Source organism: Paenibacillus zanthoxyli JH29 (assembly GCF_000520715.1).
In the GTDB taxonomy this organism is placed as follows: domain Bacteria; phylum Bacillota; class Bacilli; order Paenibacillales; family Paenibacillaceae; genus Paenibacillus_AQ; species Paenibacillus_AQ zanthoxyli.
The window spans coordinates 1-16,363 of record NZ_ASSD01000242.1; the positions used below are offsets into that span (position 1 = coordinate 1).

General features: G+C 51.9%; 15 protein-coding genes and 1 tRNA gene. 14 read left to right on the forward strand and 2 right to left on the reverse strand.

Translation table 11 applies throughout. The annotated features are described in order from the left end of the window. The 6 genes from L691_RS0108955 to L691_RS0108980 form a co-directional block, all read left to right on the forward strand. Positions 1–770, forward strand: a 770-nt coding sequence (locus L691_RS0108955) for a gluconeogenesis factor YvcK family protein (protein WP_025690083.1), incomplete at its 5' end; no start/stop codon positions are given. Between the two features lie 5 nt (positions 771–775). Further along, a complete protein-coding gene (whiA, locus tag L691_RS0108960; protein ID WP_025690084.1) occupies positions 776–1,705 on the forward strand; it encodes a DNA-binding protein WhiA in 930 nt (309 codons plus the stop codon). Between the two features lie 96 nt (positions 1,706–1,801). Further along, on the forward strand, positions 1,802–2,071 hold the full coding sequence (locus L691_RS0108965; RefSeq protein WP_025332700.1) for an HPr family phosphocarrier protein: 270 nt from the start codon (positions 1,802–1,804) through the stop codon (positions 2,069–2,071). 245 nt (positions 2,072–2,316) lie between these two features. After that, a complete protein-coding gene (locus L691_RS0108970; RefSeq protein ID WP_025690087.1) occupies positions 2,317–3,072 on the forward strand; it encodes an SIMPL domain-containing protein in 756 nt (251 codons plus the stop codon). Positions 3,073–3,162: 90 nt separating this feature from the next. Next, positions 3,163–4,248 (forward strand): PdaC/SigV domain-containing protein, encoded by a 1,086-nt coding sequence (locus L691_RS30620; RefSeq protein WP_025690088.1) that lies wholly within the window; start codon positions 3,163–3,165, stop codon positions 4,246–4,248. Between the two features lie 95 nt (positions 4,249–4,343). Beyond that, complete coding sequence (locus L691_RS0108980) at positions 4,344–4,982, forward strand: GDSL-type esterase/lipase family protein (protein ID WP_025690090.1); 639 nt, start codon at positions 4,344–4,346, stop codon at positions 4,980–4,982. A gap of 83 nt (positions 4,983–5,065) precedes the next feature. On the opposite strand, the gene clpP is transcribed toward L691_RS0108980, so the two are convergent. Continuing rightward, positions 5,066–5,662, reverse strand: coding sequence for an ATP-dependent Clp endopeptidase proteolytic subunit ClpP (gene clpP, locus L691_RS0108985; RefSeq protein ID WP_025690091.1), 597 nt, complete (start codon positions 5,660–5,662; stop codon positions 5,066–5,068). 224 nt (positions 5,663–5,886) lie between these two features. Continuing rightward, positions 5,887–5,961: transfer RNA gene (locus L691_RS0108990), tRNA-Arg, on the reverse strand. Between the two features lie 261 nt (positions 5,962–6,222). Here L691_RS0108990 and L691_RS0108995 point away from each other — a divergent pair. The 8 genes from L691_RS0108995 to rnr form a co-directional block, all read left to right on the forward strand. Further along, the gene (locus L691_RS0108995; protein ID WP_025690092.1) at positions 6,223–7,299 is read left to right on the forward strand and encodes a sugar-binding transcriptional regulator; all 1,077 of its coding nucleotides are present in this window, start codon (positions 6,223–6,225) and stop codon (positions 7,297–7,299) included. Between the two features lie 90 nt (positions 7,300–7,389). Further along, positions 7,390–8,400, forward strand: a complete 1,011-nt coding sequence (gap, locus tag L691_RS0109000; protein ID WP_025690093.1) for a type I glyceraldehyde-3-phosphate dehydrogenase — start codon at positions 7,390–7,392, stop codon at positions 8,398–8,400. A gap of 240 nt (positions 8,401–8,640) precedes the next feature. Beyond that, complete coding sequence (locus L691_RS0109005; RefSeq protein WP_025690095.1) at positions 8,641–9,822, forward strand: phosphoglycerate kinase; 1,182 nt, start codon at positions 8,641–8,643, stop codon at positions 9,820–9,822. 26 nt (positions 9,823–9,848) lie between these two features. Beyond that, positions 9,849–10,604, forward strand: a complete 756-nt coding sequence (tpiA, locus tag L691_RS0109010) for a triose-phosphate isomerase (RefSeq protein WP_025690096.1) — start codon at positions 9,849–9,851, stop codon at positions 10,602–10,604. Beyond that, positions 10,604–12,148, forward strand: coding sequence for a 2,3-bisphosphoglycerate-independent phosphoglycerate mutase (gpmI, locus tag L691_RS0109015; protein ID WP_025690097.1), 1,545 nt, complete (start codon positions 10,604–10,606; stop codon positions 12,146–12,148). The genes tpiA and gpmI overlap by 1 nt, the downstream gene beginning before the upstream one ends. 76 nt (positions 12,149–12,224) lie before the next feature. Then, entirely contained in the window at positions 12,225–13,511 is a 1,287-nt protein-coding gene (gene eno / locus L691_RS0109020) for a phosphopyruvate hydratase (protein WP_025690098.1), read from the forward strand. A 218-nt stretch (positions 13,512–13,729) separates the two neighbouring features. Then, positions 13,730–13,963 (forward strand): preprotein translocase subunit SecG, encoded by a 234-nt coding sequence (gene secG, locus L691_RS0109025; RefSeq protein WP_025690100.1) that lies wholly within the window; start codon positions 13,730–13,732, stop codon positions 13,961–13,963. A gap of 170 nt (positions 13,964–14,133) precedes the next feature. After that, on the forward strand, positions 14,134–16,363 hold a 2,230-nt coding region (gene rnr / locus L691_RS0109030; protein WP_025690102.1), incomplete at its 3' end, for a ribonuclease R.

The window sequence follows — 16,363 nt, forward strand, 5'->3', positions numbered from 1 at the left end:
ATGTGGAGCCGTTGATGGCGGACATTATGAGGTATCGCTTCAGCAGCGGGGAGGGTCTTGCCGGACACAGTCTCGGCAATCTGATCTTAGCCGCGCTTACCGATATATCGGGCGATTTCGTCACAGCCGTCCGCGAGCTGAGCCGGGTATTCGCCGTAAGGGGAAGGGTGCTTCCGGCAGCCGGGGAAGCGGTGGTGCTGAATGCGGAAATGACGGATGGCCGCATCGTGACCGGAGAATCCAAAATTCCGGAAGCCGGCGGCAGGATCAAGCGGGTCTATCTGGAGCCGCCCGATGTTGAGCCGCTGCCTGAGGCGCTGAAGGCAATCAGGTCTGCCGATGCGATACTGCTCGGTCCAGGCAGCCTGTATACCAGCATTCTGCCGAATCTGCTTGTACCGAAGCTGGCGCAGGCGGTTGTCGCCTCCAGTGCGGTCAAGATGTTTATCTGCAACGTGATGACCCAGCCGGGGGAAACCGACGGCTACACGGTAAGCGACCATTTGCAGGCGGTGTACGATCATATCGGAATGCACTTGTTCGATTATGTCATCGTTAATAATGGTGAAGTTCCGCCCGAAGTGCAGCGCAAATACGCCGAACAGGGCGCGCGCCCGGTCGAGCTGGACATGAAAGCCATAGAAGATCAGCGCTATAAGCTGATTGCCGACAAGCTGGTTTTATTCCGCACCTATTTGCGGCATGATACGGATAAGCTGAGCCATCACATTTATCAGCTGGTTCAGGATTGGATAACACGAAAGAGGTGAGAACCTTGTCTTTTGCGGCACTAACCAAAAAAGAACTGACGATGGTCGAGAGCGGGCCCTGCTGCGAGAAGGCGGAAATGTCGGCGTTGATTCGGATGAACGGATCGGTGCAGCTTTCTAACAAAAGGATTGTTCTCGACATCTCAACGGAGAATGCCGCGATTGCAAGGCGGATTTATTCCTTGCTTAAGAAATATTACCACGCTCATACGGAGCTTCTCGTGCGTAAAAAAATGCGTTTGAAGAAAAATAACGTATATATCGTCCGAATCCCCGCTGGCGTTGAGGAGATTCTGAAAGATCTCAAAATCGTCTCGGAGGGCTTCGTATTTACAGACGGAATTGACAAAAGCATTGTCCGTAAGAACTGCTGCAAACGCGCATACCTGCGAGGCGCTTTCATGGCGGGGGGGTCAGTGAACAATCCGGAAGGCTCGTCTTACCATCTGGAGATCGCCTCCATGTATGAGGAGCATTGCAAAGCTTTGGTTGAACTGGCGGGGGAGTTCCATCTTAACGCACGCTGCATTGAGCGCAAGAAGGGGTTCATCCTGTACATCAAGGAAGGCGAGAAGATCATCGAGTTCCTGAATCTGATCGGCGCCCATCAGGCGCTGTTCAAATTTGAAGATGTCCGGATTATGCGGGATATGCGGAATTCCGTCAACCGGATCGTCAACTGCGAGACCGCCAATCTTAACAAAACAATCAGTGCGGCGGTACGTCAGATTGAGAATATCAAGTTTCTGGAGAAAGAAATCGGCCTGGACAACCTGCCAGACAAGCTGCGGGAAGTAGCGGAAGTCCGGCTTGCTCATCCCGATATCAATCTGAAGGAAGTCGGCGAGATGCTAAAGGGAAACGTCAGTAAGTCCGGCGTTAACCACCGGCTCCGTAAAATCGACGAGCTGGCGGAGAAGCTGCGCGGCGAATGATATTTTTTTCTAGTGTCGTTTAGGTTATAATGATATAATATGATAAAATTTACTGTGAAATTTTTGGGCACATCTTAATTAGGGGGTAAGCGTTTCATGACAAAGCACCCGGTAGTCGTCCGGTTAAAGACGGGTCTCCATGCTCGGCCGGCAGCACTGTTCGTACAGGAAGCGAACAAGTTCTCATCAGAGATTTTCGTTGAAAAAGACGATAAAAAAGTTAACGCCAAAAGCATCATGGGGATTATGAGCCTTGCAATCAGCTCCGGCACGGAGATTTATATCAGCGCAGAAGGCGCGGACGCCGATCAGGCCGTAACCGCTCTGACGAGTCTTGTCAGCAAGGAAGAGCTGGAGAATCAATAACAATATCCGCAGCACAGCCCTATTTATGGTATGGCCAAGAAGAAACGGATGCTGTCCTCTCTGAGGATGGTATCCGTTTCTCGTCGAAATATAGGTCAAAGATAAGAGTGAGCTTATACTTTTTTGAATTTCAAAAAGCCCTTCGGGGCTTTTTTATATTGTGTACCGATGCAACATTTACCATGCTGGCCCGTCTAGAAGGTAGATTGATCATCATGCAAAATCTATAGAGGAGGATGGACCAAATGATGGGATGGATCAAGCCAGCCGTGGCGGTGTTTGTTGCGGGAAGCTTAATGGTAGGAGGGATGACGCTGAGCGGTTCATTGGATAAGCCCCAGAAAGCCTACGCTGAAGAGGTGCAGAAAAATACAGTCAGTGTCGTAGGAAAGGGAGAATTGTCGATGAAGCCGGATATCGTCTATCTGTCGATCGGAGTCGATACATCAGCTCCAACCGCCCAGGAAGCCCAGAAGACCAATGGAACGAAAATTCAAAAATTGACGGCGCTGCTTAAGAATACGTGGAGCATTAATGAGAAGGACATCCAAACTGCGGAGTTCTACGTTCAGCCGAATTACACGTATAACGAAAAAGAGGGGCAGCAGGTTAAAGGTTATAACGCGCATCATGTTCTGCGGGTTGCCTATCGCGATCTGGCCAAGGTGGGAGCGCTGCTGGACGCGGCATCCGAAGCAGGCGCGAACAATATCGGCAACGCCCTTTTTGCGGTGGAGGACACCTCGGCCTTTGAAGCGCAAGTCATTGAAAAAGCGATGGCCAACGCCGACGTGAAAGCGGCCGCGATTGCCAAAGCTGCCAAGAGAACGCTCGGACAGGTGCTGACCGTCAGCCAGAACGACGGAGGCATAAACCCGGTATTTCGTGAGGAGAGCGCCAAAGCTATGTACAGCGCCGCTGACAGCGCAGCCGGTACCGCAGTCCAGCCGGGAGAGGTAAAGATTACGACGCAGCTTAGCGTTATCTATCAATTAAACTAGCAGGGATGCGTGCTCAAAGATGAATGCAGAGAGGTTTTTACACGCAAGCTTGGGGGCAGAGAACCGAGAGCGGAAAGGAAGTTACATGCAATGAAGAGCAGACTTGCACGCAAATGGGGAGCCGGAATGATCGCACTCGGAATGCTGCTGGGAGGGACGCTTCTTCCTGAAGGAACGGGCTTGGCGGCACCGGTTAAGACACAGGCCGGATATACGCTAATTACCTTGAAATCGAACGGAACCGTTACCCCACAGCAGGGCATTTACCGGGAGGGAAGAGTATGGATTCCAATAACATTTCTGAAGAATGTACTGGGCATGCCGATCACTTATAACAAGGCGGAAAATACCTACACGATCGGGCAGGGAGTCCGCCAATCGAAGCTGATGGTCTCTGATTACGGAATTTCTCTGGCAGTTAACGGCTATTACATCAGTGAGTATGAAGGCCGCAATTTTAATAATCATTTCTATGTTCCATTCGGTCTGCTCAGCGACTATTTGGGCTACCGTGGAGACTTTAACGCATCATCCGGCAGGTTGAACATAATGAACAGGCCGCTGAACGCGCTGACGGTAATGACGGAGACATACGCCAAGGAGACGGACGGTGCGGCCATTAAACTGGATTACCCCCAAATTTTAGGACTCGCGAGCGCATCTGCGCAGCAGAGCATCAATGATACGCTAAAAAAGACAGCCATGAGCTTTGCAGCCGACGCCGGACAGGCGATTGCCGAAAAAAACGAACAGGACCGTCCGTACGAATTCGACTCGAATTACGTGGTGACCTATAACCAGAATGGCGTACTTAGCCTGGTCATGAGCCAATACGGCTATACCGGAGGTGCCCACGGAATGACGCTGCGCCAGGCGTTTACTTTCTCGCTCAAGGACGGCAAGCGTCTACTGCTCGGCGATTTGTTCGGAGCCAATCCGAACTATAAAAAGCTGCTCAACGAGAAGATCGGCAAGCAGCTCAAGGCGGATGCAGGTTATTTCGGCGGCTTTAATGGCCTGAATACCGAGAAATATTTCTATCTTAAAGATGGCCGGGTCGTGCTCTTCTTTCAGTTATATGAATATACGCCATACGCCGAGGGCTTCCCGGAGTTCACCTTCACCTTTAAAGAACTGCTTCCGAATGGAAGCAGCCCGTTCGCCGGCATAAAATAGTCTTCGGATACCGGATATTTCCCCGTTGCGCGCCCCCCATGCCATTCATATGCTGAATGGTGACCGAGCTGTACAGCGCGAGAGGGGGGAGTGTCATGGTTTACAACTATACGGCGATCGGCGATTCGCTGACGACCGGATTCGGAGCGATGCCCGGCAGCGGCTTTGTTCCCGTGTATAGGCGGATGTCTGAGGTTTCGCTCCGTAATTTTGTCGCCTATACGAATCTGGGGATTAACGGCTTGACTACAGCCGAACTGGAGCAGCGTGTCCGGTATAACCCGATGTTTCGCCAGCCGCTTCGCGAGGCGGATATTATCACTATTTCGATCGGGGGCAATGATTTGATCCATGCCGCCAAAACGGCTGCTGGACGCGCTAACCCGTCATCTTCCATTTTCCAGACTGCCCTGCAGGAATCCCGGCAGCATTTTGCCGGCATCATGGGGCAGATTTATCAGGCGAAGGCCGGGGCGGGCAAGCCTTTCATTATCCGGATCGTCGGATTATACAATCCGTATCCTCAGATGGCAGAGGCTTCGGGATGGGTGCGGCAGTTCAACCGCCAAATGGCTCAGTATAATAGCCGGGTGTGCGGCTTTGCCGATATTTACGGAGCGTTTGCCGGACATGAGCGGGAACTGCTGTCTATCGATAATCTCCATCCTAACGGAAAAGGGTACCGTATCATTGCCGAGCGGCTGCATAATCTTGGATATGGCAATCTGAAGTGAACCTAAGAACGAACACAAACACCCCTTGCTCACGATCGTGGGCAAGGGGTGTTTTACGTGTTTGTGAAGGTTTACCGGTTATGTTACACGCTGACAGACTGCGGTTTTTCGATAACTTTATCAACGAGGCCGTATTCGGCGGCATCCGCGGCACTCATGAAGTAGTCGCGGTCCGTGTCCTTCTCGATGCGCTCAAGCGGCTGACCGGTGCGTTCTGCCAAAATACGGTTCAGCTTATCGCGCATTTTCAGGATGCGGCGGGCACGAATTTCAATATCCGTAGCCTGCCCTTGAGCACCGCCCAGCGGCTGGTGAATCATAATCTCGCTGTTCGGCAGCGCATAGCGCTTGCCCTTCGCTCCTGCGTTAAGCAGGAAGGCGCCCATGGAAGCGGCAAGTCCGACGCAGATCGTGGAGACATCCGGCTTGATGTACTGCATCGTATCAAAAATCGCCATGCCGGCAGTGATGGACCCGCCCGGGCTGTTAATGTACAAAGAAATATCTTTTTCCGGGTCCTCGGCGGCCAGGAAGAGCATTTGTGCGATGATGGAATTGGCTACCACGTCATTAACCTCAGTTCCAAGGAAAATGATGCGGTCCTTCAACAGGCGGGAATAGATGTCATAAGCCCGCTCGCCTCGGCTGCTTTGTTCTACGACCATAGGAATATAACTCACGTGGAAAACCTCCTTAAATTAGATCTTCAAAAATGGATTTCGTTAGAGCATTTCTTCTTAACTGTTACCGTATTACCCACATGATAAACAAATTCAAACAAAAAGTCAAAGAAAGTCAAACGAAAAGTCAAAGAAAGTCAAAGAAAGTCAAATCGGTCATAAAAAAAAGCGCCAATCCATGGCGCTCTGTGTTAAATAATCAAGGTTTGGTTAATCAAATAATGTGGCGCGCCCGCCAAGAATCGAACTTGGATCTCAGGCTTCGGAGGCCTACGTCATATCCATTGGACCACGGGCGCAACAGAAATTATTATAATATAAAATTTCGACTAATGCAACTCTTATTAATCATATAGGTCATAGAAAGCGGATCTTCGCCGCCGATTGCTGCAGGTTCATGTATAAGAAGAAAAGAGGGTGCGAATTCTACTTTCGGAGCCCTTGCGTTCAGGGGAATATTTGGGTAGAATACTTAGTGGGACTTAAAAAGTTATCCCGGGACGTTTTAAGACCATAGAGAAGGGGCTAGAAGAGAAAGACGAAGTTGCAGGAGTGAAAGCATGCGTGACCTATTAGAAATCCAAAAGCAGCTTCTGCCTGATCTCATGGAAACCCTCAAACGACGGTATACGATTCTTCATCAGATCCAGTTATCCGATATTATCGGCCGCAGAACACTCGCCGCATCGCTTGATATGACCGAACGGGTGCTGCGCGCGGAAACGGACCTGCTGAAATCACAGGGGCTCATCGAGATCGAGAGTGTTGGCATGCGAATCAGCGATACCGGAAGGAAACTGCTTGACTTGCTGGAACCTGTGGCCAAGAGCCTGTTTGGCTTGGATGACCTGGAAGAGAAAATTCGTTTGAGTTACGGTTTGAAGAAAGTCATCGTGGTTCCGGGCGATTGCGAAGCATCGACATTTGCCAAGAGAGAGCTTGGGAGGGCTGGAGCGAAAGCGCTTCTCAGCGTGCTGTATGCAGATGATACGGTTGCTGTCACCGGTGGCTCGACGCTGTACGAATTGGCCGAGCAGATTACCGCTCCTCTATCTGTATCCTACCGGGGTGCCTTGATTGTGCCAGCTCGCGGGGGCCTCGGAGAGAGCGTTGAATTTCAGGCTAATACTATTGCTTCGACGATGGCCAAACGGATTGGAGCTCACTATAGGTTGCTGCATGTGCCGGATTTGCTCAGTGAGGAAGCCTATCAGTCTCTAGCCCATGAACCGAACATTTCAGAAATCGTACAGATTATCCGCCGTTCGAGAATTATCGTGCATGGTATCGGTGATGCCTTGGAAATGACCCGCCGCCGGAGACTGGACGAGGGAACTGTGGCCAAGATCAAGGACGCTGGCGCTGTTGCCGAATCCTTCGGTCACTACTTTAACGAGCAGGGCGAAGTGGTGCATTCCATGCTGACGATGGGGCTGCGCCTCGAGGATATCGTGCGGACGGAAATTGTAATCGGCATAGCCGGAGGCAAGCGGAAGGCCAAAGCCATTCACGCTGTGCTACGGTTCGGCCAGGAGGACATACTTGTCATAGACGAAGCCGCTGCGGCTGAAATCGTCAAGCAAATTGACGAACAAAACGCTGCTGCCACGCAATCTTCGCACTATGGCGAGCACTAGAATTAGTTTGCATCATACTTACATTGTTGTCTTGACAAATCCTATGGTTTGTCTTGAATAAATAAAATGAATTTTAGGAGGAACTATTCAATGACTGTAAAAGTAGGTATTAACGGATTTGGACGTATTGGCCGCCTCGCATTCCGCCGTATTCAAGATGTGGAAGGAATTGAAGTTGTAGCGATCAATGACCTTACCGATGCCAAGATGCTGGCGCACTTGTTGAAATATGATACATCGCAAGGCAAATTCCAAGGCGACGTGGAAGTTCACGACGGCTTCTTCAAAGTGAACGGCCAAGAAGTTAAGGTTCTGGCTAACCGCAACCCTGAAGAACTGCCTTGGGGCGACCTGGGCGTAGATATCGTTCTGGAGTGCACAGGCTTCTTTACTTCCAAAGAAAAAGCTGAGCTTCACCTGAAAGGCGGAGCTAAAAAAGTCGTTATCTCCGCTCCGGCTACAGGCGACATGAAGACTGTCGTTTACAACGTAAACCACGAAATTCTTGACGGTTCCGAAACTGTTATTTCCGGCGCTTCCTGCACAACGAACTGCCTGGCTCCAATGGCTAAGGTCCTGAATGACAAGTTCGGCATTGTTGAAGGCCTGATGACTACAATTCACGCTTACACTGGCGACCAAAACACGCTGGACGCTCCGCATGCCAAAGGCGACTTCAGACGCGCTCGTGCCGCTGCTGAGAACATCGTTCCTAACACAACTGGCGCTGCCAAAGCAATCGGCCTGGTTATTCCTGAACTGAAAGGCAAACTCGACGGTGCCGCTCAACGCGTACCGGTGCCTACTGGCTCCCTGACTGAGCTGATTACCGTTCTGGGTAAAACTGTAACTGCTGACGAAATCAACGCAGCAATGAAAGAAGCTTCCGATCCAGATACTTACGGATATACTGAAGACGAAATCGTATCCTCCGATATCAAGGGTCTGACTTTCGGATCCCTGTTCGACGCTACACAAACCAAAGTACTTACTGTTGGCGACAAACAACTCGTTAAGACTGTTGCTTGGTACGACAATGAAATGTCCTACACCGCTCAACTCGTTCGTACGCTTGAACACTTCGCAAAACTGGCTAAATAATAATTCGAGATTTTATATAGCATCATCCATAGAGCGGAAACAGCAGTTTATTGTTTCCGCTCTTTTCCGAAATATTAGATAATCGCAGCATGCTATCGACTAATTCTATGATATAAGCTTTTTCGGAAAAACGGATGCCGTTCCTATAGAATGACGCAGCCGTTTCTTCTTGATGCAAACTCTGTGCGCTTGCCCAGAATTCCAAAAGTGGAACAATTTCGGGTATGGAGGGAAATAGTCATGAACAAAAAGAGTGTCCGTGATGTAGAAGTAACAGGCAAACGCGTATTTGTCCGCGTGGATTTCAACGTGCCGCTCGAAGACGGCAAAATTACCGACGATACGCGTATTCGCGAAACGCTTCCTACGATTAAATATTTGATCGAAAATGGAGCCAAAATCATTCTGGCGAGCCATATGGGCCGTCCGAAAGGCCAATTCGTCGATTCCATGCGGCTGACTCCAGCCGCAGAGCGCCTGTCCCAGTTGCTCGGCAAACCGGTTGCCAAAGCGGACGAAGCGGTTGGCGACGCGGTAAAAGCAAAAATCGCCGAACTGAAAGACGGCGACGTTCTGGTGCTTGAGAATGTCCGTTTCTACCCGGGCGAAGAGAAGAACGATCCGGAGCTTGCGAAGCAGTTCGCCGAGCTGGCCGATCTGTTCGTCAACGACGCATTCGGCGCGGCGCACCGTGCGCATGCTTCGACCGAAGGCATCGCTCATTATCTGCCGGCTGTATCCGGACTTCTGATGGAGAAGGAATTGAATGTACTGGGCAAAGCCTTGTCCAATCCGGAGCGTCCTTTCACCGCGATTATCGGCGGTTCGAAGGTTAAAGATAAGATCGACGTTATCGACAACCTGCTGACGCTGGCAGACAACGTGCTGATCGGCGGCGGCCTGTCTTACACGTTCTCCAAGGCCCAAGGCTACGAAGTTGGAAAATCCCTGCTCGACGAAGAGAAAATCGATACCGCTCTTGGCTTTATCGAAAAGGCAAAAAAACTTGGCAAGAACTTCCTGCTGCCGGTTGACGCTGTAGTAGCCGATAAGTTCGGCGCCGACGCTAACACCAAGACTGTCGATATTTCCGAAATTCCGGCAGACTGGATGGGACTGGATATCGGTCCGAAGACTGCTGCATTGTATGCGGACGTTATCAAGAACTCCAAGCTGGTTGTATGGAATGGACCGATGGGCGTATTTGAAATCGATATTTTCGCTGAAGGTACGAAAGCGGTGGCTGAAGCCTGTGCGAAGACTGAAGGATACACCGTTATCGGTGGCGGGGACTCTGCTGCAGCAGCTGAAAAATTCAAGCTGGCCGACCAAATGGACCACATCTCCACCGGCGGCGGAGCATCGCTCGAATTCATGGAAGGCAAAGCTCTTCCTGGCGTAGTAGCGCTGAACGACAAGTAAGACGATAGAGGGAGGCAAGCTTTGCTATGAGTAGAACACCAATTATTGCCGGGAACTGGAAGATGTTCAAGACTGTTCCGGAAGCCGAAGGCTTTTTTGCCGAAGTTAAAGGCAAAGCCGAAGTGGATGGCGTAGAAACGGTAATCTGCGCTCCATTCACCAATCTGCCGGCTCTGACAAAGGCCGCTCAAGGCACAAGCATCAAAATCGGCGCACAGAACCTGCACTTCGAGGACAACGGCGCTTATACGGGTGAAATCAGTGGTGTTATGCTGAAGGATCTCGGTGTAGATTATGTCATTCTCGGCCACTCCGAGCGCCGCGCTTATTTCGGCGAAACGGATGAAATCGTGAACAAGAAAATGCACGCGGCATTCCGCCACGGCATCACCCCAATCGTATGCGTAGGCGAGAAGCTCGAAGAGCGTGAAGCCGACCAAACGAAAGAAGTTTGCAAAGTGCAAACTGAAGGCGCGTTCCAAGGTCTCAGCGCGGAGCAGGCAGCTCAAACCGTTATCGCCTATGAGCCAATCTGGGCTATCGGTACCGGCAAATCCTCCACTTCGGCGGATGCCAATGAGGTTATCGCTTACATCCGCAGCCTGATCAAGGACTTGTATGACGAAGCGACTGCCGAAGCCATCCGTATTCAATACGGCGGAAGCGTGAAGCCTGAGAACGTCACTGAATATATGGGCCAAAGCGACATCGACGGCGCTCTCGTCGGCGGCGCAAGCCTGCAGCCGGGTTCCTTCGTTCAACTTGTTGAGGGGGCGAAGTAATGTCAGCACCAAGACCAGTAGCACTGATTATCCTGGACGGTTTCGGACTGCGCGATACCGTGGAAGGCAACGCCGTTGCTCAGGCGAAGAAGCCTAACATCGACCGCTACCTGAAGCAGTATCCGCATACGACGCTTAGAGCTGCCGGAGAAGCTGTAGGGCTTCCGGATGGCCAAATGGGCAACTCCGAAGTGGGACATCTTAACATCGGTTCGGGCCGGGTTGTATATCAGGACTTGACCCGCATTGATAAATCCATTCGCGAAGGAGATTTCTTCGAGAATGAAACGCTGGTGGGAGCGGTGAGACACGCCAAATCGACCGGCAAAAAGCTTCACCTGTACGCGCTGGTATCCGACGGAGGGGTGCACAGCCATATCAATCATCTGTACGCTATGCTGGAGCTGGCCAAAAAGGAAGGGCTGAACGATGTATTCATTCACGCCTTCATGGACGGCCGCGACGTACCGCCAAGCAGCGGTCAGAAATTCATCGAAGCTCTTCTTGCCAAGATTGAGGAAGTTGGCGTAGGCAAAATCGCTACGGTATCCGGACGTTACTTCGCGATGGACCGCGACAAACGCTGGGACCGCGTAGAGAAGACGTACCGCGCCATGGTTTATGGCGATGGACCGAAATTTTCGGACGCATTGCAGGCGATCACAGCCTCGTACCAGAATTCCGTGTATGATGAATTCATTGAGCCTTGCGTTATCGTGGACAGTGAAGACAAGCCGTTAACAACTATTGAAAGCGGCGATTCCGTCGTGTTCCTGAACTTCCGCCCGGACCGTGCCATTCAGCTGTCCCAGGTGTTCACGAACGCCGATTTCCGCGGCTTTGATCGCGGACCGCTGTTCCCGAAGGATCTTTATTTCGTCTGCCTGACTACATTCAGTGAAACGGTTCAGGGCTATGTGGCCTACGAACCGAAGAATCTGGATAACACGCTTGGCGAAGTGCTCGTACAGAATAACAAGAAGCAGCTGCGCATTGCGGAGACCGAGAAATATCCGCACGTAACCTTCTTCTTCAGCGGCGGACGCGACGTGGAACTGCCGGGAGAGACCCGTATTCTCATCAACTCCCCGAAAGTCGCTACTTATGACCTGCAGCCTGAGATGAGCGCTTACGAAGTGGCGGCGGCCTGTGTAGCCGAGATCGAAGCGGATAAACACGATGCGATTATTCTGAACTTCGCCAATCCCGATATGGTTGGACATTCCGGCTTACTGGAACCGACGATCAAGGCGGTTGAAGTGACAGACGAATGTGTCGGCAAAGTGGTAGACGCCGTTCTGGCCAAAGGCGGGGTAGCTATCATCCTTGCCGACCACGGCAACGCGGACATGGTATTCGATGAAGAAGGCAAACCGTTTACGGCGCATACAACCAATCCGGTTCCGTTCATCGTGACCGCTGAAAATGTTGAGCTTCGCGAGAACGGCATTCTTGCGGATGTGGCGCCGACGATTCTCGATCTGATGGAAATTCCGCAGCCTGCGGAAATGACCGGACAATCCATGATCGCCAGCCGTAAGTAACAGGGTAAGACTGTACGGTACAAGGCCAAGTTCTAAGCAAGACCAAAATTTCGTTAATGAAGGAGAATGAACTCAAATGACTATTATTTCCGACGTATACGCACGCGAGGTACTTGACTCCCGCGGTAATCCTACTGTAGAGGTTGACGTTTACCTGGAATCCGGCGCCAAAGGCCGCGCTATCGTTCCTTCCGGCGCTTCCACTGGCGCTCACGAAGCTGTTGAGCTTCGCGACGACGACAAATCCCGTTACCTGGGCAAAGGCGTTCTGAACGCAGTGAAGAACGTTAACGAAATCATCGCTCCTGAAGTGATCGGCATGGACGCTCTGGACCAACTGGGCATCGACAAAGCCATGATCGCTCTGGACGGAACGCATAACAAAGGCAAACTGGGCGCTAACGCCATTCTGGCTGTTTCCATGGCTGTAGCCCGCGCTGCAGCGGACGATCTGGACGTGCCTCTGTACACTTACCTTGGCGGATTCAATGCTAAGCAGCTTCCGGTTCCGATGATGAACATCGTAAACGGCGGCGCTCATGCCGACAACAACGTTGACGTGCAAGAGTTCATGATTCTGCCTGTAGGCGCACCAAACTTCAAAGAAGCTCTGCGCACTGGCGCTGAAATTTTCCACAACCTGAAATCCGTACTGAAGGGCAAAGGCCTCAACACTGCGGTTGGCGACGAAGGCGGTTTCGCTCCTAACTTCACTTCCAACGAAGACGCACTGTCCTCCATCATGGAAGCTATTGAAAAAGCCGGCTACAAACCGGGCGTTGACGTATTCCTGGGTATGGACGTTGCTTCCACCGAGTTCTTCAAAGACGGCAAATACCACCTGGAAGGCGAAGGAAAATCCTTCACTCCTGCAGAGTTCGTAGACCTGCTCTCTTCCTGGGTTGACAAATACCCGATCATCACGATCGAAGACGGCTGCTCCGAAGACGACTGGGAAGGTTGGAAACTGCTCACCGAGAAATTGGGCAACAAAATCCAACTGGTTGGCGACGATCTGTTCGTAACCAACACCGAGCGTCTGGGCAAAGGTATCGAAGAAGGCATCGGCAACTCCATCCTGATCAAAGTTAACCAAATCGGTACGCTGACTGAAACCTTCGACGCGATCGAAATGGCAAAACGCGCAGGCTACACTGCTGTTGTATCCCACCGTTCCGGTGAGTCCGAAGACAGCACGATCGCTGATATCGCCGTAGCTACTAACGCCGGCCAAATCAAAACGGGCGCACCTTCCCGTACAGACCGTATCGCCAAGTACAACCAACTGCTTCGCATCGAAGACGAACTGGGCGAACTGGCTCAATACAACGGTCTGAAATCCTTCTACAACCTGAAAAGATAATAAGTTTCACCCGAATCTTATGAATAGCTAGAGCAATAGAGACTGCTTCCAGGTCATTTAAATGATCGAGGGGCAGTCTTTTCTATTGGTTTGCCTGATCATTGCGGTTGAATTAAGTTGTATTGCTCCCGGCTGTATGATAAAATAAAAATGCTGTTTATGAATCGTGAGTATTAACTTTCTATAGATAGTGATGCTTAGCGTAGGAGGTGGAATGAATGGAAATTTTTTTGAAAGTGCTGCTTCTGATTTTTTCTATCGGTCTGATTACGGTGGTACTGCTGCAAAAAGGCAAAAGCGCAGGCCTCGCGGGCGCCATCTCCGGCGGAGCTGAGCATCTGTTCGGTAAGACGAAAGCGCGCGGTATGGAGCTCGTACTCCAGCGTGTGACGGTAGGACTCGCGGCGGGATTCTTTATCCTGTCCATTATCGTCGCCGTTGTGATTAAATAAAACAGACGAATGGAACCTTCGCTCTTCTTACGATGGAGCGGGGTTTTTTTTGTAATCGGCGGAAAGGGATGCCAAGGATTGATTTCGTGTATACTAGGGTATGAAGTATTATAGACGATAGCATACATATCAGCCGGCGGCCTGCGCCGCGGTGGGCCGAGGTGACGAAGATGATAACACAAGAGAATTTGCTGGACTTTATGCGGGAAACCGCTTATAAACCAATGACCTATGAGGAACTGATTGATCATTTTCATTTTACGGGAGAAGAGGAGCTAAAAGCGTACAACGTTCTGCTAAGCACCCTGGAGCAGGATGGGCGGATCGTTCTTACACGTACCGGACGGTACGGTGTGCCGGAGCGGATGGACCTGCTGCGCGGCCGTCTGCAGGCTCATGCGAAGGGCTTTGCTTTCCTGATTCCCGACGACCGGGAGCATCCCGACGTATACATCCATGCCAACGATATCAAAAGCGCCATGAACGGCGACATCGTGCTTGTCCGCGTGACATCGAGAAGCCATGGCGGGGGCCGGATGGAAGGTGAAGTCGTGCGCATCGTCCGCAGGGGCGTGCTGCAGACCGTTGGCGTATTTCAAAATCTGGAGGCTTACGGCTTTGTGCTGCCGGATGATAAGCGGATTAACCGCGATATTTTTATCCCAAAGGAATCAATTAACGGTGCGGTTGACGGGGAAAAGGTCGTGGTCCGCATCGTAAACTATCCGGAAGGACGCGCGGCGGCGGAAGGGGAGATTATCGAGATCTTGGGACATAAAGACGATCCCGGCGTCGATATTTTGTCCGTCATCCGCAAGCATCAGCTGCCGGAGGCTTTTCCCGAAGAAGTTATGGCAGAAGCGAACGGCGCGCCGGACTCCATTACGGAAGAGGAAATTGTGAAGCAGGGCCGCCGCGACCTGCGGGGCTTGAATATTGTAACCATTGACGGCGAAGATGCCAAAGACTTGGATGACGCAGTTAATGTCGCCCGTCTGGAGAACGGCCATTACAAGCTTGGCGTGCATATTGCCGATGTCAGCTATTATGTGCGCGAGAACTCGGCGCTGGATAAGGAAGCGTATGACCGGGGGTGCAGCGTCTATCTTGTCGACCGGGTGATTCCGATGCTGCCGCACCGCCTGTCGAACGGCATTTGCTCTTTGAATCCGCAGGTGGACAGGCTAACGATGTCCTGCGAGATGGAATTCGACGAAAATATGAAGGTCGTGAAGCATGATATTTTTACCAGCGTAATTTGTACCAAGGAACGGATGACCTACACCAATGTGCGCAAAATTTTGCTGGATGAAGAGCCCGAGCTGCTGAAGCGCTACGCTCCGCTGATTGAGGATTTTCAGCTGATGCGCGAAATTGCGATGAAGCTTCGGGATGCGCGGATGAAGCGGGGAGCCGTTGACTTCGACTTCCAGGAAAGCAAAATCATTGTTGACGAGAACGGCAAAGCCGTTGATATCGTAAAAAGAGAGCGCTCGATCGCCGAGCAGATCATCGAGGAATTCATGCTGGCGGCGAATGAGACGGTGGCCGAGCATTTTCACTGGCTGAAGGTGCCGTTCCTGTACCGGATTCACGAGGACCCGGACCCTGAGAAGCTGCAGAACTTCATGGCGTTTGCGGCCAACTTTGGCTATCACGTTAAGGGGCGCGGTAATTCCGTGCATCCCCGTGCGCTGCAAAAGCTGCTGGAGGACATTCAGGGAACGAAGGAGCAGACCGTTATTAGTACGATGATGCTCCGCTCCATGAAGCAGGCGAAGTATGACGCGGAGAGCACGGGCCACTTTGGACTGGCGGCAGAGTATTACTCTCACTTTACGTCACCGATTCGGAGGTACCCCGATCTGGTTATTCACCGGGTCATTCGCGAGGTGCTGGAGGGCGGCGGGGCGCTCAGCGAGAAGCGTCATGAATATCTGGCGAGCCGGATGCCGGACATCGCCCAGCAGTCCTCCGAGCGCGAACGCGTCGCGGTGGAAGCGGAACGGGATACGGACCAGCTTAAAAAAGCGGAATATATGCTGGACAAGGTCGGCGAGGAGTTCGAGGCGATGGTCAGCAGCGTGACCAGCTTCGGTATGTTCGTCGAGCTGGAAAATACCGTCGAAGGGTTAATCCGGCTGAGCCATCTGACGGATGATTATTACCACTTCGACGAGGGTCATATGGCGCTCATCGGCGAGCGCACCTCGAAGGTGTTCCGTATTGGCGACGAGGTGAAGATCCGCGTCGCCAAGGTGAACATGGACGACCACACGATCGACTTCGAGCTGGTCGACATGAAGCCGCGCGCGGCGGGCGAGCGCCGCAGCGGGGGCTTTGGCGGAGGCGGCCGGAACGGCAAAGCCGGCCGCGACCGCAGGGGCGGCCCCGGCGCAG

What these genes read in the sequence shown, in the direction of transcription:
- secG (WP_025690100.1), top strand. Translation starts at nt 13,730, where the DNA reads ATGGAAATTTTTTTGAAAGTGCTGCTTCTGATTTTTTCTATCGGTCTG.
- L691_RS0108970 (WP_025690087.1), top strand. Translation starts at nt 2,317, where the DNA reads ATGATGGGATGGATCAAGCCAGCCGTGGCGGTGTTTGTTGCGGGAAGC.
- gap (WP_025690093.1), top strand. Translation starts at nt 7,390, where the DNA reads ATGACTGTAAAAGTAGGTATTAACGGATTTGGACGTATTGGCCGCCTC.
- L691_RS30620 (WP_025690088.1), top strand. Translation starts at nt 3,163, where the DNA reads ATGAAGAGCAGACTTGCACGCAAATGGGGAGCCGGAATGATCGCACTC.
- L691_RS0109005 (WP_025690095.1), top strand. Translation starts at nt 8,641, where the DNA reads ATGAACAAAAAGAGTGTCCGTGATGTAGAAGTAACAGGCAAACGCGTA.
- L691_RS0108980 (WP_025690090.1), top strand. Translation starts at nt 4,344, where the DNA reads ATGGTTTACAACTATACGGCGATCGGCGATTCGCTGACGACCGGATTC.
- tpiA (WP_025690096.1), top strand. Translation starts at nt 9,849, where the DNA reads ATGAGTAGAACACCAATTATTGCCGGGAACTGGAAGATGTTCAAGACT.
- L691_RS0108995 (WP_025690092.1), top strand. Translation starts at nt 6,223, where the DNA reads ATGCGTGACCTATTAGAAATCCAAAAGCAGCTTCTGCCTGATCTCATG.
- L691_RS0108965 (WP_025332700.1), top strand. Translation starts at nt 1,802, where the DNA reads ATGACAAAGCACCCGGTAGTCGTCCGGTTAAAGACGGGTCTCCATGCT.
- eno (WP_025690098.1), top strand. Translation starts at nt 12,225, where the DNA reads ATGACTATTATTTCCGACGTATACGCACGCGAGGTACTTGACTCCCGC.
- gpmI (WP_025690097.1), top strand. Translation starts at nt 10,604, where the DNA reads ATGTCAGCACCAAGACCAGTAGCACTGATTATCCTGGACGGTTTCGGA.